This is a genomic window from Ohessyouella blattaphilus (genome assembly GCF_024721265.1).
Lineage (GTDB): Bacteria > Bacillota > Clostridia > Lachnospirales > Lachnospiraceae > Aequitasia > Aequitasia blattaphilus_A.
The window spans coordinates 13117-36453 of the sequence record NZ_JAMXOC010000008.1 but is presented as its reverse complement, the minus strand read 5'-3'; the positions used below and the strand labels follow the sequence as shown (position 1 = coordinate 36453).

At 43.2% G+C, this 23337-nt stretch carries 19 protein-coding genes and 1 pseudogene; 4 read left to right on the top strand and 16 right to left on the bottom strand.

The genetic code is table 11. The features are described 5' to 3' along the window. Window positions 1–31: 31 nt before the first annotated feature. From nagA to tdh, 3 genes are read right to left on the bottom strand one after another with little or no spacing between them, the layout of a single operon-like run. Entirely contained in the window at window positions 32–1147 is a 1116-nt protein-coding gene (gene nagA, locus NHH16_RS07020; protein WP_262068878.1) for an N-acetylglucosamine-6-phosphate deacetylase, read from the bottom strand. Beyond that, the gene (locus NHH16_RS07015) at window positions 1144–2340 is read right to left on the bottom strand and encodes a glycine C-acetyltransferase (RefSeq protein ID WP_262068877.1); all 1197 of its coding nucleotides are present in this window, start codon (window positions 2338–2340) and stop codon (window positions 1144–1146) included. Before NHH16_RS07015 ends, nagA begins: the two co-directional genes overlap by 4 nt. Next, the gene (gene tdh, locus NHH16_RS07010) at window positions 2341–3414 is read right to left on the bottom strand and encodes an L-threonine 3-dehydrogenase (protein WP_262068876.1); all 1074 of its coding nucleotides are present in this window, start codon (window positions 3412–3414) and stop codon (window positions 2341–2343) included. Between the two features lie 515 nt (window positions 3415–3929). On the opposite strand from tdh, the gene NHH16_RS15770 reads away from it, so the two are divergent. Then, window positions 3930–4247: a transposase family protein gene (locus NHH16_RS15770; RefSeq protein WP_262068875.1), complete on the top strand. Its 318-nt coding sequence runs from the start codon at window positions 3930–3932 to the stop codon at window positions 4245–4247. Window positions 4248–5246: 999 nt separating this feature from the next. Here the strand turns inward: NHH16_RS15770 and dhaK are convergent. From dhaK to NHH16_RS06975, 6 genes are read right to left on the bottom strand one after another with little or no spacing between them, the layout of a single operon-like run. Then, a complete protein-coding gene (gene dhaK / locus NHH16_RS07000) occupies window positions 5247–7010 on the bottom strand; it encodes a dihydroxyacetone kinase subunit DhaK (RefSeq protein WP_262068874.1) in 1764 nt (587 codons plus the stop codon). Window positions 7011–7050: 40 nt separating this feature from the next. Then, window positions 7051–8181, bottom strand: coding sequence for a glycerol dehydrogenase (locus NHH16_RS06995; protein WP_262068873.1), 1131 nt, complete (start codon window positions 8179–8181; stop codon window positions 7051–7053). A 20-nt stretch (window positions 8182–8201) separates the two neighbouring features. Further along, window positions 8202–9218 (bottom strand): sugar phosphate isomerase/epimerase family protein, encoded by a 1017-nt coding sequence (locus NHH16_RS06990; protein WP_262068872.1) that lies wholly within the window; start codon window positions 9216–9218, stop codon window positions 8202–8204. A 30-nt stretch (window positions 9219–9248) separates the two neighbouring features. Beyond that, entirely contained in the window at window positions 9249–10541 is a 1293-nt protein-coding gene (locus NHH16_RS06985) for an MFS transporter (protein ID WP_262068871.1), read from the bottom strand. Between the two features lie 27 nt (window positions 10542–10568). Further along, entirely contained in the window at window positions 10569–12122 is a 1554-nt protein-coding gene (locus NHH16_RS06980; RefSeq protein ID WP_262068870.1) for a BCCT family transporter, read from the bottom strand. Between the two features lie 19 nt (window positions 12123–12141). After that, window positions 12142–13014, bottom strand: coding sequence for a choline/ethanolamine kinase family protein (locus tag NHH16_RS06975; RefSeq protein WP_262068869.1), 873 nt, complete (start codon window positions 13012–13014; stop codon window positions 12142–12144). Between the two features lie 236 nt (window positions 13015–13250). Here NHH16_RS06975 and NHH16_RS06970 point away from each other — a divergent pair, with 236 nt between their 5' ends. After that, complete coding sequence (locus NHH16_RS06970) at window positions 13251–14210, top strand: PocR ligand-binding domain-containing protein (protein ID WP_262068868.1); 960 nt, start codon at window positions 13251–13253, stop codon at window positions 14208–14210. 35 nt (window positions 14211–14245) lie between these two features. Here NHH16_RS06970 and NHH16_RS06965 read toward each other — a convergent pair whose 3' ends face one another. The 5 genes and pseudogenes from NHH16_RS06965 to NHH16_RS06945 form a co-directional block, all read right to left on the bottom strand. Next, the gene (locus tag NHH16_RS06965) at window positions 14246–15280 is read right to left on the bottom strand and encodes an FAD-dependent oxidoreductase (protein WP_330643480.1); all 1035 of its coding nucleotides are present in this window, start codon (window positions 15278–15280) and stop codon (window positions 14246–14248) included. A gap of 286 nt (window positions 15281–15566) precedes the next feature. Next, window positions 15567–15833, bottom strand: a complete 267-nt coding sequence (locus NHH16_RS06960; RefSeq protein WP_262068867.1) for an excisionase family DNA-binding protein — start codon at window positions 15831–15833, stop codon at window positions 15567–15569. A 336-nt stretch (window positions 15834–16169) separates the two neighbouring features. Further along, entirely contained in the window at window positions 16170–16499 is a 330-nt protein-coding gene (locus NHH16_RS06955) for a cupin domain-containing protein (protein WP_262068866.1), read from the bottom strand. Further along, entirely contained in the window at window positions 16493–16822 is a 330-nt protein-coding gene (locus NHH16_RS06950; RefSeq protein ID WP_262068865.1) for a rhodanese-like domain-containing protein, read from the bottom strand. Before NHH16_RS06950 ends, NHH16_RS06955 begins: the two co-directional genes overlap by 7 nt. Before the next feature lie 223 nt (window positions 16823–17045). Further along, window positions 17046–17684, bottom strand: a pseudogene (locus NHH16_RS06945) (extracellular solute-binding protein); the annotation flags it as partial. 176 nt (window positions 17685–17860) lie between these two features. Here NHH16_RS06945 and NHH16_RS06940 point away from each other — a divergent pair. Beyond that, complete coding sequence (locus tag NHH16_RS06940; protein WP_262068863.1) at window positions 17861–19342, top strand: DDE-type integrase/transposase/recombinase; 1482 nt, start codon at window positions 17861–17863, stop codon at window positions 19340–19342. Between the two features lie 324 nt (window positions 19343–19666). On the opposite strand, the gene NHH16_RS06935 is transcribed toward NHH16_RS06940, so the two are convergent. Both NHH16_RS06935 and NHH16_RS06930 read right to left on the bottom strand, forming a co-directional pair. After that, window positions 19667–20320: a YczE/YyaS/YitT family protein gene (locus NHH16_RS06935; RefSeq protein WP_262068862.1), complete on the bottom strand. Its 654-nt coding sequence runs from the start codon at window positions 20318–20320 to the stop codon at window positions 19667–19669. A 37-nt stretch (window positions 20321–20357) separates the two neighbouring features. Beyond that, window positions 20358–20945, bottom strand: coding sequence for a TMEM175 family protein (locus tag NHH16_RS06930; protein ID WP_262068861.1), 588 nt, complete (start codon window positions 20943–20945; stop codon window positions 20358–20360). A gap of 342 nt (window positions 20946–21287) precedes the next feature. On the opposite strand from NHH16_RS06930, the gene NHH16_RS06925 reads away from it, so the two are divergent. Continuing rightward, window positions 21288–23180: an endonuclease MutS2 gene (locus NHH16_RS06925; RefSeq protein ID WP_262068860.1), complete on the top strand. Its 1893-nt coding sequence runs from the start codon at window positions 21288–21290 to the stop codon at window positions 23178–23180. Window positions 23181–23337 lie beyond the last annotated feature (157 nt).

Sequence of the window (23337 nt, the reverse complement as noted above, 5' to 3'; positions counted from 1 at the left end):
CCCGGGAACTTCGGTTCACGGGGCTTTTGCTTTAGCCGTTTATCAATACTTTTTCAACTTGTAACTTCTCATTTAGTAACACTAGGTTCCCCACCTTACCTGCTTCAATACCTCCGTATCGATCTTCTAGCTTAAGGGCTCTCGCGGGATTAATGGTGGCACAGGCCAGTGCTTCTTCTAGGGGGATTCCCACTTCGTTCACCGTATACCTTAAGCACTCTAACAGATTATGAACGGAACCGGCGATCGCGCCGTCTTTCACCATTGTCGCTTTACCGTCATGAACATTCACCTCTTGACCACCAAGAGTATAGGTGCCGTTTGCCAGACCTGTTGCCCGCATACTATCGCTAATCAGACAGATGCGCTTGGTGCCAAAGAGCTGAAAGGCGACTCGCACCATACTAGGATGGAGATGAATACCGTCACAAATTAGTTCCACAAAGACCTCAGGATGGTCAAAGGCGGCTCCGACAACTCCCGGATCCCGGTGACCGAAAGGCGACATGGCGTTAAATAAATGAGTCACTGCCTTTGCTCCTGCCGTAAAGGCTCTATCTGCCTCCTCATAATCTGCATTTGTGTGAGCCAGAGAAACACTAACTTCATCCTTTACTCCCTTAATAAAGTCAAGCGCTACTTCACTTTCCACCTCGGGCGCTACCCCGATAAACTTAACTAGGCCTTTGGCTCTTTTTTGAAACTCCCGAAAGACTTCTACGTTCGCCGGAATAATATTACTGTCATCTTGAGCGCCCTTTTTGACTTTGCTAATAAAAGGACCTTCCATATTAATGCCTACATACTTGGCGCCGCTATCGCTTTTAAAATCAGCGATACCCGAGACCACGTCACCAAGTTCCGCTAAGGGTAGCGTCATCGTAGCTGGGCACATACTGGTAACGCCAACGGAGGCTTCATAATCAGCAATTTTTTGCAAGCCTTCCGAGTCGTTGTCACACACATCACTGCCCATACAGCCGTGAAAATGCATGTCGATTAGACCAGGAATGGCATAGCACCCCTTCCCGTCAATCAACTCTTCATCTGGTAAGGCTTCCTTTTGAAACAGACCCTCCCGAATAACTACTTCGCCCTGGCGAAATACTTGGTCCCTTCCGTAGACCTTCACATTTTTTATAATCATAATCCCATCTCTTCTCTTACTTCCTTAAAACACTTAACAATATAGTCGATATCTTCTCTCGTATGGGCAGCGCTTACCTGAGTTCTGATTCTCGCCTTTCCTCTTGGCACCACCGGGAAAGAAAAGGCTACTACGTATACATCCTTTTCCATCATTCTTTTGGCGAATTCTGCGGTAACCTTCTCATCGTAAAGCATAACCGGCACACAGGGGTGAGTTCCCGGAACGATATCAAAGTGATTGTCAACTAGCTGCTGGCGATAATACGCCGTTAAGTCTTCAAGGTGATCCCGAAGTGCTGTACTTTCTCCGAGCATTTTCAGTAATTCTAAGCTAGCTCCGACAATGGCCGGTGCCACCGAGTTAGAAAAGAGATACGGTCTTGAACGCTGTCTAAGAATATCGATAATCTCCTTACGCCCGCTGGTATAACCGCCACTGGCACCACCTAAGGCTTTTCCTAGAGTTCCCGTAATAATATCGACTCTATCGCTAACGCCGCAGTATTCCGGCGTGCCTCTACCATGAGCCCCGATAAAGCCCACTGCATGGCTATCATCCACCATCACCAGCGCATGGTACTTATCCGCCAAATCACACACACCTTGTAGATTACAGATAATACCATCCATCGAGAAGACACCATCGGTCGCAATCAACTTAATTCTCGCTCCCGCTTCATCAGCTGCCTTTAGCTGCGTCTCTAAATCTTCCATATCGTTGTTCTTATAACGATAGCGCATGGCTTTTGAAAGGCGAACGCCATCGATAATCGAAGCGTGATTTAGCTCATCGCTAATCACCGCATCTTCTTTGCCTAAAAGGGTTTCAAACAAACCGCCATTAGCATCAAAGCAAGAAGAGTACAGAATCGTGTCTTCTGTCTGTAAAAACTTCGACAGTTCTTTTTCTAGCTCTTTATGAATATCCTGGGTTCCACAGATAAAGCGAACCGACGCTACCCCGTAGCCGCGCTCATCGTACGTAGCTTTCGCGGCCTTTATTAAACGCTCGTTATCTCCTAGACCTAAATAGTTATTCGCACACATATTTAAGACTTTTCTGCCATCGCTAAGAAGTACCTTCGCTCCTTGCGGAGAAACGATTGGCACCTCGCCTTTAAATAAACCTGCTTCCTTAATATCATCTACTTCCTTCTTATAGAAAGAAAGGGCTTCTTCTTTGGAAAACATTTATCTCCCTCCTTCGTGAATTTTCGTCCAATCTAGAATCACCTTACCTGAATTACCAGAGATCATCGCCGCAAAGCCTTTTTCATAATCCTGGATGTCAAATCGGTGGGTAATAATTCCCGAAATATCAAGACCTGCTTGAATCATCGTGGACATCTTATACCAGGTATCCCAGACTTTTCGTCCATAAATTCCTCGCAGTACCAAACCGCTAAAAATCACTTTTTCTAGATCTACCTTGCTTTCTTTAGGCTGTAATCCTAATAGCGAGATGTGGCCACCGTTTTTCATATTGCGAATCATATCGGAGAGTCCCGCTGGTGCTCCCGACATCTCCAGACCCACATCAAAGCCTTCTCGCATGCCGATTTCATTCATAACGTCCCGTAAGCTCTCTTCTTTAAGATTAACGGTACGCGTCGCTCCTAACTTTCTCGCTAGATCCAAGCGATACTCGTTCATATCGGTTACCACGATATGCCTAGCTCCACCAAATTTAGCAATGGCGGCAGCCATAATACCGATAGGACCTGCACCGGTTATCAGCACATCTTCACCAATTAAATCATAGTAAAGAGTGGCGTGAGTAGCATTACCAAAGGGGTCAAAGATCGCGTAAAGCTCCTCCGGTATTCTGGAAGTGCAAGGCCACACATTAGACTGTGGAATGACTAGGTATTCGGCAAAGGCACCGTTTCTATTGACACCGACGCCTTTGGCATCCCGACAGTTTTCCTTATGTCCTTCCAGGCAATTTCGACACTTCCCACAAGTGATATGCCCTTCTCCAGAAACTAAGTCCCCAACTTTGAATCCTTGTACAGCCTCACCGGTCTCTACCACTTCCCCAACGTACTCGTGGCCGGCGGTTAGGCCAATCGGAATCGTATCCTTAGCCCATTGATTCCACTGATAGATATGCACGTCCGTACCACAGATTGCTGTCTTGTGAATCTTAATCTTCACATCGTTTGGCCCGACTGAGGGAATCGGTACCTCCTTAAGCCAAAGTCCCTCCTCTGGCTTTTCCTTGACGAGAGCTAACATCATCCCGTCTTTTGCTTTTTCCATCATTTAGAAAACCTCCTATATTTAATTTTTCTCAATACCCATATTGTAACGCCTTTACCGCAAATTGTACAATTACAAAATCGTCTTAAGTTCTCCTTAAGAAACTTTCGATACCTTTTATAATTTAAACATATTTTAGACTTAATTAAGTCCTATACTAGTAATCAAGATAGATAAGTAATTTATCTATCTCCCCCCCTCATAAAGTTGCATCGCAAGATGTACACTTTACTCTCATTCCTTTAGATAACTATAAACAGTAACCCTGTGAACCCTTGTGTTTACGGGGTTTTCTGTTGTCTACACATTCTGCAAAACCCATCTGGGGCAACTTTGGGGCACCCTCTTTTTTCCGGTTATGCACTATCCATTTATAAATATTGGCTCTATACTAAATGTTGGGGTGGATGATTTATAAAATCATCTGCTCCAGCATTTTCTTTATAAAAAATGCACTTATAACACAAAACTGCTAAAATGTTGTTGACTAGACAAACAAGAAAGGAGCTTTGGTATAAGTGCATTCTAATTCTATCAGTAAGTTATTAAATTTAAAAGAGGTAACCGTAAAAAAACTCGAACAATCGGACTCAGTAATCAATGTTTATCTTGAAACAAAGCCAAAAGAACACGTCTGTCCTTGTTGTGGCCTCTCAACTTCAAAGATTCATGATTATCGCACACAGAAAATAAAGCATTTTCCGATTAACCATAAAGAAGTTATTCTAATATTACGCAAAAGACGATACGTTTGCACCTGCGGGAAACGCTTCTACGAGGAGTATTCTTTTCTCACTAAATATATGCGCATATCTAAGGAATGGCCGTCTGTCTGAATTATAGCATAATCAAAAGACATCTGCGGCTAGATAGCAAAATCAGCAGGTCTCCCTGCTAGTTTTAACATCATCTGCTGGATGGTGGCGGAAACGCCACTTGAGTTTGGCAAGCAATGGGTCTGTGCGCACGCACATACCCGCCATCCGCGCCCTTCCTGCGGAAGGGGGCTCCGGCCTGCTTGTTGGGCGACGCCCAAACCCGTTGAAAAGTTGATGCCGGGCACCATCTTTTCTTAAGCCGCTTCGCGTCTGCTTGCCTGCCCCTTCGGGGACAGGCGGCGGCCTCCGGCCGCGAAGTGTAGAGAGAATAATGAGCGTCACTTCTTCACACCGTCGCACACTCCCGGTATAAAAATAGCAGGCGCAGGGTTGCCCCCACGCCTGATCGTGCACTCTCTCTGACGGAGAATGCCCTTTCATACATTTAATTTATCTCTACCTATTTGTTCTCAACACCCTGGTAAATTAAGGAAGCAATCAAACGGTAGAACGCTAATTCCACACCATGAGAAGAATTAAATCTTCATCCCACCAGGATCTCTGGTAGCCGCTTTCATTGCCGGGGACGCTCTTAACGCTCGGGCTATGACGAAACGGAAGTATCATTATCCCCACCACTTGTCATCGCCGATACACAGGTGCTACCTGGTACTAGAAGTGGTGTTCGTCGCTTACGCATTTAATCAATAATACAAATGCGATCATGGCGCACCATTCTTATGGCTTTTGCTCATCACAAAGGTGCTAGGAACGTATTTGATGCTTGACTATTCAGTTCTTCCTTATATTTTATAAACTCGTACACTTTATCTCGCATCGAAATCAACATAATCACCGAATGCTCTAATGCCAGTGTGCTTTCAAGTATTTTGCACCAATCGTCGGATTTGGAAAAGTCCGGCGACTACTTTTTTTATTAGAATGAGGCCATCACACTAATATTTTAGTGCCACAGCCCCAATATATATATCAAATTACGATCTTACAATTTCTCATCTACACTCTTTCTAAACTCTCACTTAACTCCATAAATATAACTCCTAACGCATGTGCTCCAGCATCCGGATGCCCGATACTCCGCTCGCCTACCGTTCCGGCTCGCCCCATCCGGGCAACAATCGCTTCTGTCTTTTTTGCACCGTCCGCAGCCGCTTTTGCCGCTTTTGCAAATATATCAATAATGGCACTGCCTTTCGCTGCCTCTTCACTCCACGTATCCGCGCAAGGTACAAGCGCATCGATCAATGTCTTATCTCCAACCACCGCACCGCGGCCAAAGGAACGTTTCCCAGTGTCCTGAATGCCTTTTACAGCTGCCTGCATCATTTCGGCAAACTGTGCTGCATCTATTTCCGTCTGTGCACCGACCGATTTACCGGCACTCCGGAAAGCAGAACCCCAAATCGGCCCGCTGGCACCACCGCAATGTTCCATGATAATCATTGCGCATTCCTGGAGGAATATACCGATGGTAAACACGTCCTCGCGGACAATTTCTTTCCATTCTTCTTTCAGCTTACGGAATCCTTTTGCCACACTCATCCCGAAATCACCATCCCCGGCAAAAGAATCCAACTCACAAAATGGAACCTCATTTCTGATAATGACTTCACTCATCTTATCGACAAGATAAATGATATTGTTCAGCGTTATTTTATTACCTTCTATTTTCGCATAGCCGGCATCGGTCTGTACCTCGTAGCTTATCTCCGCTGCCTCACCGGAATCCTCTGCCGGCTGATATACACAGTCTTCTTCCGTTCCCTGAATCTTAAATGCCGGAGCATCGGAATACATGCTCAGATACTTTTTCAGCTCCTCATCCAATTTCAGGATCGATAACGAAGCTCCCTGCATATCAATACTCGTCATGTAATTTCCGACATAAATCCGGGTGGCTCTTACACCTGCTTTATGAAGCACTTTCAAGACGGCATTGTTAAGCAAATACAATTCCTGGAGTGGGGTGCCGCCAAAACCATTCACCAACAATGCTGTTTCAGTATCCTGCCCCGGCTTGATGTGAAGCTCCTTTAAAAGCGAACCAACCATTTTCTCGGCTAGCTCATCGGCAGTTGCCGCTGCATCTCTGCTGATCCCCGGTTCTCCATGGATGCCGACACCGTATTCCATTTCCTGTTCTCCTATTTCAAATGTTGGAGCACCTTTGGCCGGTACGGTGCAGGACGAAAAAGCAAATCCGATACTTTTTACATTTGCTATTGTCTTATTTGCAAGTGCTTTTACTTCCGCAAGGCTTAACCCCTGCTCTGCCGCCGCACCCGCTATCTTATGTACCAGTATGGTACCGGCAACGCCCCTGTGTCCTACCGTATACAGACTGTCTTCTACTGCAATGTCATCATCCACCTTTACATAATCCACGGTAATACCATCTTCCGCCGCCAGAACAGCCGCATTTTTAAAGTTCATCATATCGCCGCTGTAATTTTTGATGATCAGCAGGGTACCGCTTTCCGATGCGTTCTCTTTAATCGCCTGATATACCTGAATCTGCGAGGGTGAGGCAAACACGTCGCCACAGACAGCTGCATCCAGCATTCCTGTTCCGATAAATCCCGCATGAGCCGGTTCATGACCGCTGCCGCCTCCGGAAATCAATGAAACCTTTTTTGGGTTAATATCCTTTTTACTTAAAATTTTATGTTTTTCATCTAATTTAATTCCCGGATGTGCCGCTGCCATTCCTTTACACATTTCAAACACTACCGTCTCCGGTTTATTGATTATTTTTTTCACTGCTTTCCCCCATTTCTTTTATTCTGCACGATGTGTTTACTTAGACTCTGTTCTTATATGCTTTCCCGATCTTGTCGGCAGTATGGATCGCTGCCGCCACCGCTTCCACCGTAATCGGGAAGGGCATTGCATGAATGGATTCCTCCGGTATACATGCCTTTTCTGCTACTGCAAGAAGCTGCTCTTCTGAAATTTCGTTGACTCCGATATCCTTAAGGCAGACCGGGAGTCCCAGTTCTGTACAAAACTGCAGGACTTCTTCCAGTTCTTCTGTTGGCGCATTCTCCAGTACGAGCTGACAGATCGTGCCGAACGCAACTTTCTCTCCGTGAAAATAGCCGTGGGCACCTTCTAATATCGTGAGCCCATCATGAATCGCATGTGCCCCCGCAAGGCCGGCGCTCTCAAATCCCAGACCGGACAACAGAATATTCGTTTCAATTATATTTTCAAGTGCCGGAGTGACAACATTACAGTCACTGGCTTCTTTTGCTTTTAGACCATCCTCCAATAAGGTCTGGTAACACAGCTCTGCCATTACCAATGCCGCCTTGGTTCCTCTTGCTTCCCCGCATACTCCTTCGCGTACACCGCAAGGCAGCCCTGCATTTACTTTTGTATAAGACGCCGCTGTGGCTCGGGCTTCAAAATAAGTGGATAACGCATCACCCATACCCGATACCAGAAATCTGGTCGGGGCTTTTGCGATAACCGTAGTATCAATCATCACAACACTGGGACTCTGCTTAAAATAGGCATAGTCATCAAACGCTCCATCTGGAGTATACAATACTGCGGAATGACTCGTTGGGGCGTCTGTAGCCGCGATCGTTGGCACAATGATGAGTGCATCACCCTCCGCAACACATTTTGCCGTGTCAATCGCTTTTCCACCACCAAGGCCAATTGTGCAGGCACACTGCTGCTCCTTCGCCGTTTGCTGCAGTCTCGCCACTTCTTCCCGGGAACACTCACCGTTAAAACCGCTCTCAATAAGCTTAATCCCGAATTTTTTACTGGTTGCTTCCAGTTTATCCTTGACCCGGGTAACATCATCGGGGTGGGCAATCAGTAACGCCGCCTCACCATATGTTTTAACAAAATACCCCAGATTTAACAGTTCGTCTTCCCCCTGCACATATTTAGATGGACAGATAAATGCTTTTCTCATGTTTAGATTCCTCCGTTATTTTATTTTTTATTTAATACTTTCTGATAAAATAATTCCGCCTGTTTTCGGCAATGAATGAGTTGTTTCATCTCATCCTCCGGATCATCTTCGTTTATGGTCAGAACGACCTCAAAGTCTGCCGGCAGATCAAGCGGTGCCGTCGCCACTAATTCAGCAATAAGATCCCAGTCGAGCAGGCCTCTTTTTAACGTTCCATCGACATCCGGAACCCAATGGCTGTCATGGAGCAGCACTTCCAGATCGGCCTTATCACCGTCCTCCTGATACAGCAGCTCATCTGGTATCGAAGCATTGTCCTGGAGATGAGTGGCATAAAGTCTGTCATTGTATTTTTTGAGGAAATGATAATAATCCTCACGGCACATCAGGCTGCCGTGACCGGAATCGTAAGCAAATCCCAGAAAATCACGGTCATAACGGTCAAACATCAGATCAAATTGCTCATCCTGATACTTTTGCGGTGTGCAGATCATATTTTCAAGCGCAATTCTGACACCCGATGCTTTCGCATATTCCTTTATCTCATCAAACGACTTCATCACCTGCCGGTAATATACTGTCTTTTCCTCCGGCTCTTCTTCAAACATCATATATGGCAGCTGCATGTGAAGCACCATAACCGAAGCACCGATATACGTACACAGATCAATGCGGTTTTTTAACAGATCAACTCCGGCAAGACGCAGATACTCATTTGTTGATGTATAATCCTTTCTAATATCCGTGAAACGATAACGATTTTGAAATATTTTTTTTCCATTGATCCGGCTTGTTCGTATACCTCCCTCAGTCGCATGAATGCTGTGCGCACAGATACCATAATGACGAAGCACATCCCGTGCCTGGAACATTTCACTGCGGCTGTACATATATTCGCCTTCCCAGTTCTGCATCCATTGCGTGTGGGTAAATCCCGCCTCAGCCAGATTTCTGATCTGCTGCTCAATTTCGATCCAGCTGTGCAGATCATTATTATAGTCCGTCTCACATGAGCTTAATAATTTTGTAGCTGGCATCATTTACCTCCTTTTTTATCATGATGTAATCTATGCTTCTAATGTTCCCGCTGCCTGTGCTTTTGCAATCGCTTTGCGGTTAAGTCTGATCAGGATAAATCCACAGACAAAACCGATTGCCGATAAGATTGCCATTGCGATAAAACAATTGATATATCCCTGCAGTGGTGTTGCCGTTCCGATATATTTATCAACCATCTTACCGGAAACTGTATATAAGAAAACTTCCGGTGCATAGGTTACGAGTGAAATGATGCCGGAGGCGGTACCCGCCAGCTTTTTTGGTACGAGCACTTCATCAATTGTTGAAAAATACAGCGCCTTTATACTGTAAAGACACATTCCAAAGCAGACAAAATTTGCCACAATAATTGGAACCGCTCCTTTACCAGTCGGGATTGCGATATATGCCGTAGCAAATACAACCATGCCGATAAATGCATACTTAATGAACTTTATCCGGCTGCCAATTTTGTCAGAAATCAGTCCGGCAATAAAAGCACCAACCATCATCATAAAATACGTACGAATTACACTTAAATTTGCTACTACCGTTGCACTCAACCCAAACGCCTCGGATAAATACGCTGTCACATATCCATGGAAGATCAGCGCAGAGTAGTTACAGACACCAAGTGCTCCGCACAGCCATACCCGCGGCATCTTTGCCACAGTCATAAAGTCCTTCATGTTCAGCGGATTCTTCTCTTTTTTCTCAACCTTGGCCGGGGTATCATTTTCCATAAATATCGCTGCCAGGATTCCGGCTATAACTAATAAAATACTATAATATAAGATCGCATTTTTCATACCGCCAATATCATCTGCCGCCATTCCAAATACTGCGACCGAGCCAAATGCCGCCACGGTACCAATAAGGCCTCTTCCGCCTTCCAGGCCGCCAAACAGACGTCCCTGCTCTTCCGGTCCGCCCAGCCGGTTCACTGATTTTACCATTGCCGCCCAGAACGTAAATACCGTAGTCACTGCAAAAATCGCATGAATCACTACCAAACCAATAAATCCCGGCATCGTCCAGTACCAAAAACCGGTCAGTGCCGTTCCGATACAAGAAATAACGATCAGTTTTTTGGAACTGAATTTATCCGCCAATACACCACCTGGGAAATAACAGATAAAGTTTACGATACCGTATGCCGACATAATCATACCCAATTGTGTTTTCGTCGCTCCGGTTGCCTGCTGTAAAGGCTCCATATATGTCTCCCGCAGATATGGCAGCTTGGTAATCAGTCCTCCGGCGATTGCGACAATAACGATTGTTAACAATTTTCTTGCATTACTTTGCTTTTTTGCATCCATAAAATACCCTCCTACATGTGCATTAATTTATAGTATCGACTTGTTCGTGTTCACATTCTCATCTTTATTTTTGGTAATATACCTTGATGCTTCTTTAAAAAAGCTGAACACGATCAGAATGACAATCACACCAATGGGAAATGCGGCTATAATCGCAACCGACTGCAGACTGTACATTGAGCTCTGTGCCTGTAACAATCCAATTGGCAAAACGATAAACAATACCGCCCAAAAAGCCCGCACCCTTTTCCCCGGTTCCTTCCCCTCCTTTAAATCCCGATAAGAATACATGGAAATTACCATCGTTAATGTATCAAATGTTGTCGCATAAAAGGCAATCATCGTAATGACCAACAGCAGGATGGCTCCTTTTGCAAACGGTAGTGTATGAAATATATTCAATACCGCCTGCGGGACCGAAATCCCGTCTGCCAACTGCCCCACAACATCGACCGCTCCTTTCACCTGCTTTGCCAGGCCAAAATTCCCAAATACGATAAAACTGGTAAATGTCCCCGCAAGCCCTGCCGCGTAACCACCCAGAATGACATTTTTAATTGTCCTGCCTTTGCTAATCACGCCGATAAAAAATGGTGTAGCAATGCACCAGACCAACCAATACGCCCAATAGAAAATCGTCCAGTCCTGCACAAATCCACTCTCCCGCGATGGATCAAGATTCGTGGCCAAAGATAAAAAGTTCTGTGTCATATTTCCGATCGACGTAATCCCTCGTTCAACAATATAAACGGTATCGCCGGACAGAAACAGTACCCAGAATACCAGACCTAAAAAGAGAAAGGTACACATCTTGGCTACAAATAAAATGCCTTTAAACCCAGTCAGTACAGCCGCCGTATAGATCACTGCGATAACAATCAGGATGATAACATGAATGGCCGCAGAAGGGTTCAGATGAAATACATCACATATACCTTCCGTCAGCAGCGGCGTTGCCACCGAAAACGTCGTCGCCGTACCTGCCAGCAGAGCAAAAATCGCACATAAATCAACCAGCTTTCCAAGTGGTCCATCCACCTTATTACCAAGCAGCGGGCGCAGACTTTCAGAAAACTTCTGTTTTGTCCTGCCGCTGATATGAATCATGAAACCAAAAGCAGCGGCCAGAATCAAATAAAATCCCCACGGTATCGGCCCCCAGTGAAACAGTGAATACGTCGGACTCCACAACTCCATCCCACCAAGTTTTTCCAAATGCGGTTCATCTGCGTACATTGCCCATTCGCTGCATGAGTAATACAAAATATCCGCGGCCATCGTTGATGTGAAAATCATCGTCCCCCATTGGAAATTCGTATAAAGCGGACGGTCGTTCTTACCCAGTCTGATCCTGCCGAACTTTGAAAAGGCAATAAAAAGTGTGCTTAAAAAGACGGCAAGTCCCAGGAGCATGTAAAACCATCCCATCTTTTCTCCAAGCAGGCCTCTGATAACATCGGTAATCCGGGTTGACTGCTCCGGATAGAGGAAGAACAGCACACACAAGCCAACCACAATGACCAGCGGCACTACCATGAGCAAAATATCCAACTCTTTTGTTTTCTTTATTTTATTTTCCATAGCGCATCCCTTGCTTTCCCTAATTTGCTGCGTACTCATAAAACTCTTTTGCTATGCGGTATTGACGTTGTTTATATCCTTCGTGATCTGCGCCCGATAGCCTTTTGACCTCCGACCAGAGTACCCATAAAAATGCGCCGGCCGCCATATAGGCATATATCTTCTTTCGGATCACTTCTGAGCATTTGGTTTCGTGGTATTCATCGATAATCCTGTCGGTATTGGCTTTATCGTATTCTGCATATATGCAAAACATAGCGATGTCGATATCAGGATCACACATTGCAGCATATTCCCAGTCAACCAGATACACCTCTTTTTCTTTGATTAGAAAATTATCGGATATTGCGTCAATATGGCACAGGCAGTATTCTTTTTCCATCTGTTCAATCATACTTTCTAATTCCAAAATCTTAGATCGTATATTTTCGTAATCGTTCAGGTTCTGCATTGGCTCATGACATTGCTTCTCGTACTCTCCGATTTTCTTAAAAACATCAAAGTCATGATCCACTTTCAGCTTTAATTCATGGAACTGCCGTAGATGGAGCATACAAGCTTTGGTTTCCTCCGGATTTTTAATATCGCATATGTGGGAATTGTCCAGAAATTTCGTAATCTTGATACCGGAACCAGGATTGATGTAAATCAATTCATCCGCAATCCCCCTGCCGCAAAGCTGTTCATACACATTTGCTTCCTGTTTCCGATTCACCAGATATTCCGTCCCTGCTCCCGGAATGCGGATGAGATACCGTAAGCCTTCAAAATAAAAGGTATACAGATGATTCGTCATACCGGCATCGATTTTTTGGATTTCACAGTTGTCGTCCAGCATCCCGACCTCTGCTATTGTCTGTCTGATTGCTTTTCGCTCCTTTTCAACTAACATATTTCACTCACCTCCAATAGCTCATTTTGCTCCTCCTTTTGAATCACTCAGCTCTTTCGTCCTTTTTTTACATTTAAGGCTAAAGTTTTATTTGATATATTAATTTTACACAATAAAACATGTTTTACAAGTGAATCCGTTGTTCACTTTTAATGCTTTTCCATGGTATTTTTATGCGTTTTTATGGTATAATGGTAATTATTTGTTATTTTCACAGTTAAGGGAAGGAGTATACTATGGCATTTTTTAATTTAGACCAAATACTGAATCTTGAAAAATGGCAGGATTTGCAGGATTCTCTCGCCGAAGTGACAAAGCTTGCCATTATCACTGTTAACTACAAAGGAGCCCCGATAACCACACATAGCAAGTGCACACCCTTCTGTCAGAAAATCCGCGCCGATGAAGAGATTGAAAAACGCTGCCACAAATGTGATTCGCGGGCAGGACTGGAAGCCACACGAATCAACGAACCCTATATCTATCTATGCCATTACAACATCATTGACATTGCAATTCCGATAACTATCGACGATAAGTATATCGGGGCTGTAATGGCCGGTCAGGTTCGACCCGTTTTTGCCGACTCACAGACAGAGCTTGAACGGATACTTCATTCTACAGCCAGTATGGAATCCCTTGCGGAATCGGCAGAATTGCGTCGTCTTTATGAACAGATCCCCGTGTTGAATTATGAAGATATTCTGCAAATGTCAGAAATGCTGTTTAAATTATGCAACTATATCGTCGAAGAAGCCACTGCCAGAAATATACTGGCTGATATGCAGGAGCATCAATCAGCTTTGCAGACACAGCCACCTGATGGCATATCGGTTAATGCAAAAGTATCCGATGCTTCTTTTGAAAAGCCAAAGAATGTAAAGCTGCTTCCTGCGCTTGAATACATCTACAGCAATACTCATCTCATGATTTCATTGGAAAAGTGTTCACAGCTCTGTAATTTAAGCCCTGGCTATTTCAGCAGGTGTTTTACGAGAGAATTTGGTGTTAATTATTCGAGCTATATGAATCGCCTGAAAATAGATTGGGCAAAGAAGTTACTGACAGAAACCGATTTGCCGATCACTCAGATCAGCGACCAACTCGGGTTTAATGACCCCGGTTATTTTATTAAGGTTTTTAAAAAGCTGGAATACGTGACACCCGCTATGTATCGGAGATATGCGCTGGAGTGATTATCGTAACTTTATCACCCCAGGCAAGTGAGACATTATATATCCAAAGCCGCATGATAACCCTGATATATTGCACTTGTAATCGTTGATGCTTTCACGCAGTCACCAATCACAGCCGTATACGGAGCACAGTCAAGCAATGATTCCGCCGTTTTCTTTCGCGGCCGCTGTCCCAGCGCACAGATTATACTTGTTCCGGGTATCAGCTGTTCTGCTCCTGCCTGATTTTGACAAAGAACCCCGTTTTTATTTACTTGTAAACCGCGGTATCCGGTATGCACAGTTACATATTTATCGATTTCAGCCAGGAGCAGCGGACGATGACGGATATTGGCATCCGGTGCCAATTCCTCACGCATTTCCACAAGATGAACGGTCTTTCCCTCCTGCCCCAGGTGAATTGCTGCCTCACAGCCGGCCAGACCGCCGCCCAGAACCACTACTTCATCCGTAAGCTTTTGCTTTTCCAGATAATAATTATTTACGATAACCACATTATCGCCATCAAGCCCCGGGATTGGCGGTACCAGAGCTTCGGAGCCAACGGCAATAATCAGCGCATCCACAGCTTCGGCATCCGCATATTCCTTTGTCACTTCCGTATGTAAGCAAATCTCGACGCCTGCATCCCGGATCAGCCTTTCCAGGGTTACTCCCAGTTCATACATTTCGTATTTAAATGGTATCGCCTGTTCCCCTTTCAGAATTCCGTCCAATACACCATCTTTTTCACACAGAATCACCTGATGGCCGCGTCTTGCTGCGGTCAGTGCCGCCTCCCGACCACCAGGGCCGCCACCGGCGATCAGCACCTTTTTGCGGTTAACTGACGGAATCATATCCACACCATCCAGTTCACGTCCGATTACCGGATTCACGGTGCAGCGTCTGGTTGCTGTTACGGCACGTTCGGCCATGCAGGTAAAGCACCGCAGACATTTAACGATTTCTCCGGAACGGTTTTCCATTATCTTTCGGGGCAGCTCGTGATCCGCTAACAATGCCCGGGCCATTTCCACCACATCTGCTTTCCCTGAGGCAATAAAAAATGGGTACAAAAAAAGCGCCATCAGTTTTCTTTCTGATAGCGCACATAACACACCTTATTATTTATCTTTACATATGTAATTTTCTAATGAAATTATCTCCTTAATCTCGTCTGGTAGTGAGAAACTAAAAAGGTTAACCTTCTTAGCCATCTGATGTGACCCCAATAAGTTAGACTTTTCGCCAACATCAGTCTCGAGTTTTTCTGGTGCTCGCCCCATAATCAAACGACAAAAGCACCTTCAAATCCTTACCCATAAAATCTTCTCCTTTCTACTGGTAAGGATTGCTCCATTTGATTTGTCTTCATTATACCGCCTCCTTCTTTATGACCGCAATGATGTCAGCTCTATTCGACAAATCTTTTCCTTCATTTAAAGCTATAAATCTATCTAATGTTTCTACACGAATTAAAATCTTTCTTCCTATATAAATAACCGGCATGGCTTCCCATTCCAATAATTTCCTTAAAGCATTTCTGCCAATGCCAGTATACTCCGCTGCCTCATGCACGGTTAATGAGATTTTAATGTTTTTCTCAATAAACTCCTTTTTAATTTCTGTACATGTATTCAATGAGATCCCCCCTATCTAATTGACCATATAAATAGGACATTCTCTTTTGACGGAGAATGCCCTGCATACATTTTATTTGTTCAATACTAATTTTACCTTCATCATCATAACATGCATAAAAAGCTGGTATAATTCCTTCATACTTCGAAATGCTTATCTTTATTCCTCATCTTTTTAGACCAAAATTGTACTATCTCTCTTATATTAGCGTGTCTAGATTTTTTTCAATCTTTTTTTAAATAATAAAGTTTTTTTCATTTTGCATTTTTATCTGCCGTAAATTGAACTTTATTCTAATCTGCTCATATAAAAACGGATCTAATCTAAGCTCTGCACTTAGATTAGATCCTTATAAACTCTTGGGCCAGGAGCCTTGATCACAAAAAAATCTACTTGCTCAGGCTGTTCGTTTGTAATATGCATTTTTATATCGTAAGGAATATTAAGAATATGTCCCTCTTCATACAGCCTTTTTTGTTCTTCTTCCAGTTTTATCGATAATTTCCCACGAACAACTAATATATAGATATTTGAATTTGATCGATGTTCTGGCAACCCTTCATCTTGGTTCAGAATGATGTGATTAATCATAGCTACATCATCATCAACAATTTTCTCAATTAGCTTTTTTTCTGTCTTTTTAAATTCGTAAATCGTCTCTAACATATGTCCCTCCCTTTCTCAAGTTTTCCACTATAATCCACAATGCCCCCTATATTCTTAGCTTTGGTATATCCTTGCCTTTTTAAAAACTTTACTGCCAAATTGCTTCTAGCACCACTTGCGCAATAGACAAAAATGGGGGTTTCTGTCTCTACACCCGTCGCAATAAAAGCAGGTAATAACTTTGTTTCTATATTTTTCCCGCCTTTGATGTGACCGCTTTCGTACTCTTCAGAAGTTCGCACATCTATAAGCAAGGCTCCTTTAGTTGCCTCATACTCGGCTAATCCTTCATTAATGTTAACTCGTTTTGAAAAATCAAACATTTTTCCACCTCACTTTCTTCTTAATTTGCATTCTAGCTTTTAAAGTTTCTTATGTCTGTTGTTTTTACAACAAAAGAAGTATAAGAATGGTGATTTTCTGCCATTCCAACATTATACCCGCTAACAACCTAAAATCACTCGAAGAACTTATACTCAATAAACATAAAACTCAACCTGCTATTGTGCAAGTTGAGTTTTGTGCTTCTATTTAGATCATTCGTGCTTATTCCCCAGACTTCAAGAAATCATTCAATTCAGTAATAACATCATCTACTGTTTTCGAACCATCTTTCAGTCCAGCGTACTTCGCTTGTATCTCCCCTTCTAAATCTCCGAAAGTATTCCCCAATCCTAGTGCTTGGATATCTGCGCTTTGGCACAATTGACAAGCTTCAACCAACAGCTTCCCTTCCGGCGTTTCAACTGTTGTCAACAAACCATCATAGTTAATGTCGGTTCCTGGAGCCATTCCAATCCCCTTTGCAATAATTCTTTCAGCGATTTCAGGACTTGTTAGATATTTGATAAACTCAACTGCTGCTTCCGTCTGTGCTTCATCTAATTGGCTAGACACCACCAACCCACAACCGCCGGATAATAAAGCTGCTTTCTCTCCTTCCTTATCCGTTGGGAAAACAGCCGGTCTGATGTTTTGAGCGCCTGCACCGCAATCAACACTACCGCCTGCATCCCACACACCATTGAATAACATGGCAGTTTTCCCCTCGAAGAAATCCGCGCGATAAGCTTCATCGTCATCCCCTCCAGGTCCAAAGTTCGCTGTGTCAATTTTCTTTAGCACCTTTTCCTGAAGAAAACTAAATGTCCCTTTAAAGCTTTCATCGTCTACATCCTTCATATCTTTTCCTGATTCGTAAAATGGGTAGTGTCAAGTATTCACTACCCTCTGTTTAATTAAAACCTTGTGTTTACAAGGGTTACATCACTTTTTAACATCAAAATAGCAATGACCCCCTAGTTTCATGTATAATTGAAGTTACCACACAAACAATTACAGAAAGGCTAGGTGCCATTGCTATGGATAACATTATACTGTATTTACTTACTATCATTCAAGAACAATACCAACAAATCTGTTGGCTTATTCTCTTTATCTGCAAATATATTCCCCTGAAACAATGGGCTCATGATGAAATTCATTCTCCCAAATATCAAAAATTTAAAACCGACGAACTACCGCTTATTGAGATTATCCGAAAGAACTGGGACTGGGATTTCTTAATTGATTACTACCGTTGGCGTGAGTATCCCGATTATCCAAACGTTAAAACTATCGATATCAAACCGATCAAGAGACGTAAAGCCTGCGACATTAGTGAAGATACCGTCTGTCCCTGCTGTGGAGCTCCCATGCCTTATCTTTATAAAAACAATGGTGCTGAAGGTCAGCTCCTATGTAAGGTTTGCAATACTGTTTTTTCACCTGATGATAATCGTTTCAACAAGGAGTACACCTTAAGATGCCCACACTGCGGTCATGCCCTTGTCCATAAGAAAAGTCGCGCTGTCTTCAACATTCACAAGTGTATGAATAAAAAATGCCCTTATTATCTCAAAAATCTCAAAAAGGTTGAAAAAGAGGACTTGGCACAGGATTACGGCAAAAATAAATATAAGCTTCATTACATCTACCGAGAATTCACTTTCGATTTCTTCAAAGTAGATTTAACCGCTATGCCTAAAAACTTCTCTTCCCTTAAGTTCCGTAAACATGACTCACACGTCATGTCTCTTTGTCTTACCATGCATGTAAATCTACAACTTTCCTTACGTAAGACATCACAGGCCTTGAAGGATTTATACGGCATTCAAATCTCTCACCAACAAGTGGCTAATTATGCAAGAACTGCTGCGGTTGTCATTAAACCCTTTGTTGACAACTATAACTACCAAACTTCCAAAGCTTTTACCGCCGATGAAACTTACATTAAGGTACGTGGTATCAAAGGCTACATTTGGTTCATTATGGATGTGGCTTCTCGTGCCATAATCGGATACCGCGTCTCGGATAATCGTTCCGTTGGCCCATGTATTTTAGCTATGCGTCAGGCATTTCGACATCTGAAAAAACTTCCAAAAGGCTTCCGCTTCATCGCCGATGGTTACAGTGCCTATCCTTTAGCCGCGCAATTACTTAGACGTAAACTGGGTAAGAAATTTAAATTTAAAGTCACACAGGTTATTGGTCTTACTAACGATGATGCTGTTTCAACGGAATATCGCCCCTACAAGCAGATGATTGAGCGTATGAATCGTACGTTTAAGAGTTCTTATCGTGTTGCCTGCGGATACGATAACTTTGAAGGCGCTAACTACAACGTCTCACTCTGGGTCGCCTACTACAACTTCCTCAGACCTCATAAGTATCTTAAATACAAACCGCCCGTAGAATTAGATATCCTACAAGGTGTAGATAACGCGCCGGGTAAATGGCAAGTCTTACTCCATCTCGGCGAGAAAACTATCCTCGAGCTTGGAAAGCAACAGGCCGCCAGCTAATCTGTTCTTAGATTTAAGAGCCAGAGGTAAATACATAGCCACCCCGAAGGGCTTGCCCTTGATGGCATGAAAAAGCAATGCTACAGTGCTGTGATTTCGACGAAGAAGAATTCTGCTCTTGAGTTTCTTCGCCGTCGGTGATGACGTTACAGCATTGCTTTGCCATGCTGTCAAGGGTGGCGGACGTTACCAAAAAGAATATATTTTACAGTTTTCAAGGTTCAAGCGAGCCTTTTTTTAGGCTCTAAGTTTTCATAGGTTATTTGACACTACCCAAAACAGCATAACATCGGAGCATACTCCGATGTCAATAGTTCTGTTAATCTACAGGGGTATAAAAGCGGCCACTATTTTCTTATTAATAGGTAAGAAGATGCCTGCAACAGGCCCAATCATAAAGACACAGATGATTGTGCCTACGCCAAACTTCCCGCCTAGAAGAAATCCCACTAGGACGAAAACTGCATCCGTCAGAATACGAATAATGCTGAATTTCTGATGCGATTTTTCACTTATTACTAGCGCAACCAAATCATTAGGTCCCGTTCCTGCATCTGATTGAATAACAATGGTCATGCCGTAGGCAAGAATGGCGCATCCTAAGGCTAAGACAATAATTTTTCCCCAGAGTGAAAATGACTCAATCTGTAGATTAGCAAGCAGAACCGTAAACCCGTCAATAATCGGACCGCCACAAATCATACAGAGAAAGGTGCCAATCTTAATATAACTGCGATCTACCACTAACAAAATGGCAATAATCAAAAAGCTGATTGCTATATGGACGCGTCCATGAGTTAGAAAAGCCCATCCCGTGGTCTCTGATAAAGTCACATACACCCCTTGCACCAGTACATTAAATGGGTCTGCACCTAAATTCGTCAAAATGAATAAGGTAACACCTAAATGAGCGATTGTCAGGCCGACTAAAAGAATTACTATACGAATTAGGATTTCTTTTTTGCTGCGTTTTTGCATCTTATCTTCTCCTTAACAAAATGTCGATTTCTTTCACCTACTCCTTTGGTTGATCAATCGTTTTTTCAATTATTCTTTCGGGAATAACCCATAACAATAACACAAAGGCATCAAGAACAATAATAAGAACTGGATGTACGAAATAACCTACCACCAAGGCGAATATATTAAGACCAATACTTAGATACAGCTTTTTATACCCGGTAAAAAGAGCCTTAAGCTGAGGGGTCTGGGAATTTGCGCGCACAAGTGCACGCCCCAATAGCAGGTACGCAAAGTCCGCTAAGAGGATGACACAGCCATAAATGACTTGAGGTGCTAAAGACAATGGGTGGTCACTTACCCAAGACGTAGCAAAGGGCAGAATTGAGAGCGCTAAAATCAGGAAATTATTAGCCCAGAGAACCAAGCCGTCCACTCTCTTTACTAGCTGAAAAAGATGATGATGGTTGTTCCAGTATATTGCTAAGACACAAAAGGATATTAGATAGATAATAAATTGATGTTCCATCCCTGCGAAGGCAGAAAAGCTATCACCGACAGGAATGTGTAATTCCAACACTAGGATGGTCATTACGATAGCGATCACTGCATCCGTAAAGGCTTCAATACGAGATTTTGTCATACGTTTTTTCTCCTTTTCTCTACTTACTATATATACCTTGTTTCTAGGAAAAGTCAACAACCCTTGATTTTTCCCGGAATTTCGGCTACACTAGATTTGAAAATAAATGAAGAGGAAACAAACGAGGTATTTTGGTGAGTGTGTTTGGTATCTAACTAAAGCAACTATATAAATGACGAATGACTACTTGTGACACAAGGTCTATTTGTCGTGCTTTTAGATACCTGTCTATAATTATTATGCTTTTAAGAGATAGTAGGGTGAGGTGCTACTATCTCTTTTTTTACCTTTTTTTCATTTGTTTTCGATAACGACAGGTATTCTTAACCGAAAGGATACATCATGAATACAGAAATACAAAATTCCGTAGAATTTACTGCCATTAAGGAAAGAATCTTAACTCTAACTACCAGCGATTTAGGGAAAGAGCGCCTAGCATTAAAGGAGCCCTCCACCAATTTGCAGACAGTCAATAAGCGTTTAACCGAGACTAGTGAAGCTGTGACCCTCTTAAATGCCGGTAAGCAAGCGCCTTTTATGGGAGTGGGAAAAATCAAATATCTAACCAAGCGAGTCGTCCAAGGAAGCGTACTAGAGGTAGAGGAATTAATCGAATACGCTGATTTTCTGCGAAGCTTCCGGCAGATAAAGAGCTTCTTTACCAAATTTGCCTTTGAAGCGCCGACGCTTCTTTCCTACGCTCTTGGTTTACAAGAATTTACCGAAATCGAGGAAGAGATTTACGAATCCATCCAAGGTCATCAGGTAAATAGTAGCTGCTCTAAGGCTCTATCTAAGGTTCGAAAGTCCATTGGTGAATTAGAGGCTTCTATTAATAAAGCCTTACAGAAATGCTTGCGCAATAATGCCGATATTATTCAGGATAGCATTATCTCTGTAAAGAATGGACACTACACCATTCCCATAAAAAGCGAATTTAAAAATCAATTCGCTGGCACGGTCATCGAGACGTCGGCTAAGGGAATTACGACTTTCATGGAACCAGGTAGCGTCTCCAAGATGAATACTGAACTGCAGCTTAAAAAGGGCGAAGAGGATCTTTTGGTTTACCAGATTCTCGCCAACTTAACGGGACTGATTTCTCAGTATATGGAAGAAATTAAAGCCTCCATGGAAATCCTTGCAGAAATCGATCTTATCTTTGCTAGGGCTCGTTACAGCAGTGCCATCGGCGGAAAACGACCAGAAATTAACAAGTGCGAATACGTCTATCTAGACCAGGTCACCCATCCTCTCCTGGGAAAGGATGCCGTTCCTTTGACCTTAAAGCTAGGGAAGAATTTTCGCCTGTTAGCCATTACTGGCGCCAATGCCGGCGGCAAGACCGTTACCCTAAAGACCCTAGGACTCTTAACGCTGATGACCATGTTTGGGTTATTAATTCCCTGTGAGAAAAAGACGAATATGTGCCTTTTCGATGACATTCTTATCGACATCGGTGACAACCAAAGTATGGAGAACTCTCTCAGTACGTTTTCTGCCCATATGAGTAATCTCTCCCATATCTTAAATAAAGCGGGAAGAAATACTCTCGTACTCCTTGATGAGTTGGGAAGCGGTACCGATCCTAAAGAAGGTGCTGCTCTGGGAATTGCTATCCTAGAACACCTCTATCAGAAGGGGGCTTTAATTCTCGCCACCACGCACTACGGTGAGTTAAAAGAATACGCTAGAAAACACCAAGACAGCGAAACTGCTGCCATGGATTTTGATCACGCCACCTTATTGCCAAAATATCAGCTACTCTTAGGTGAGACTGGCGAAAGTGGCGCCCTGACTGTCGCCAAGCGAATGGGTATTCGTCCTGATGTACTAAAGAGTGCGAAGAATTTACTGGCAAATGCTACCTATGAAACAGCAAAAGCCGAGTTTGCCGAGATTGCCGAAAAAGAATCGCTGTTCCCAGCAGAAAGAGTGCTGCAAAAAGGCGACCGGGTTAAAGTAAGTGAAGAAAAAGATTTTGGGCTCTTTTATGAAATGGTGGATTCTCACACCGCTAGCATCTATCTGAATCATCAGTTTATCCAAGTTCCGCAAAAGAAAGTGACCTTAGTGGAGCAAAGGGAGCAACTATATCCAGCTGATTATGATTTTGAAAGCCTTTTCGAAGATTTCTCCAAGCGAAAACTTCGTCGCGATTTAGAAAGAGGCTCTAAAAAAGCGCTAAAACAATTAGATAAAGATGCCAAAAAACGAAAAAACACCGCTAAATAGCGGTGTTTCTCGTTCTCTAAATAATGTTCCTCAGAAAATACACCTATGCCGTTTTATACTTTGCTATACTATAGTCGTTAAGTGGGACTTGTATCTATTAGGAACGGGATCCCCTTAACGCTGTCACTATTCACCAATTGATACACTGTATTCGCTT

Coding starts and splice junctions, on each gene's coding strand:
- NHH16_RS06950 (WP_262068865.1), bottom strand. CDS start 16,822: ATGTTTGATTTTTCAAAACGAGTTAACATTAATGAAGGATTAGCCGAG.
- NHH16_RS06975 (WP_262068869.1), bottom strand. CDS start 13,014: ATGTTAGTTGAAAAGGAGCGAAAAGCAATCAGACAGACAATAGCAGAG.
- NHH16_RS06940 (WP_262068863.1), top strand. CDS start 17,861: ATGGATAACATTATACTGTATTTACTTACTATCATTCAAGAACAATAC.
- NHH16_RS06985 (WP_262068871.1), bottom strand. CDS start 10,541: ATGGATGCAAAAAAGCAAAGTAATGCAAGAAAATTGTTAACAATCGTT.
- NHH16_RS06970 (WP_262068868.1), top strand. CDS start 13,251: ATGGCATTTTTTAATTTAGACCAAATACTGAATCTTGAAAAATGGCAG.
- NHH16_RS06965 (WP_330643480.1), bottom strand. CDS start 15,280: ATGGCGCTTTTTTTGTACCCATTTTTTATTGCCTCAGGGAAAGCAGAT.
- NHH16_RS06925 (WP_262068860.1), top strand. CDS start 21,288: ATGAATACAGAAATACAAAATTCCGTAGAATTTACTGCCATTAAGGAA.
- tdh (WP_262068876.1), bottom strand. CDS start 3,414: ATGATGGAAAAAGCAAAAGACGGGATGATGTTAGCTCTCGTCAAGGAA.
- NHH16_RS06930 (WP_262068861.1), bottom strand. CDS start 20,945: ATGACAAAATCTCGTATTGAAGCCTTTACGGATGCAGTGATCGCTATC.
- NHH16_RS06990 (WP_262068872.1), bottom strand. CDS start 9,218: ATGCCAGCTACAAAATTATTAAGCTCATGTGAGACGGACTATAATAAT.
- NHH16_RS06935 (WP_262068862.1), bottom strand. CDS start 20,320: ATGCAAAAACGCAGCAAAAAAGAAATCCTAATTCGTATAGTAATTCTT.
- NHH16_RS06980 (WP_262068870.1), bottom strand. CDS start 12,122: ATGGAAAATAAAATAAAGAAAACAAAAGAGTTGGATATTTTGCTCATG.
- NHH16_RS06955 (WP_262068866.1), bottom strand. CDS start 16,499: ATGTTAGAGACGATTTACGAATTTAAAAAGACAGAAAAAAAGCTAATT.
- NHH16_RS06995 (WP_262068873.1), bottom strand. CDS start 8,181: ATGAGAAAAGCATTTATCTGTCCATCTAAATATGTGCAGGGGGAAGAC.
- NHH16_RS07015 (WP_262068877.1), bottom strand. CDS start 2,340: ATGTTTTCCAAAGAAGAAGCCCTTTCTTTCTATAAGAAGGAAGTAGAT.
- nagA (WP_262068878.1), bottom strand. CDS start 1,147: ATGATTATAAAAAATGTGAAGGTCTACGGAAGGGACCAAGTATTTCGC.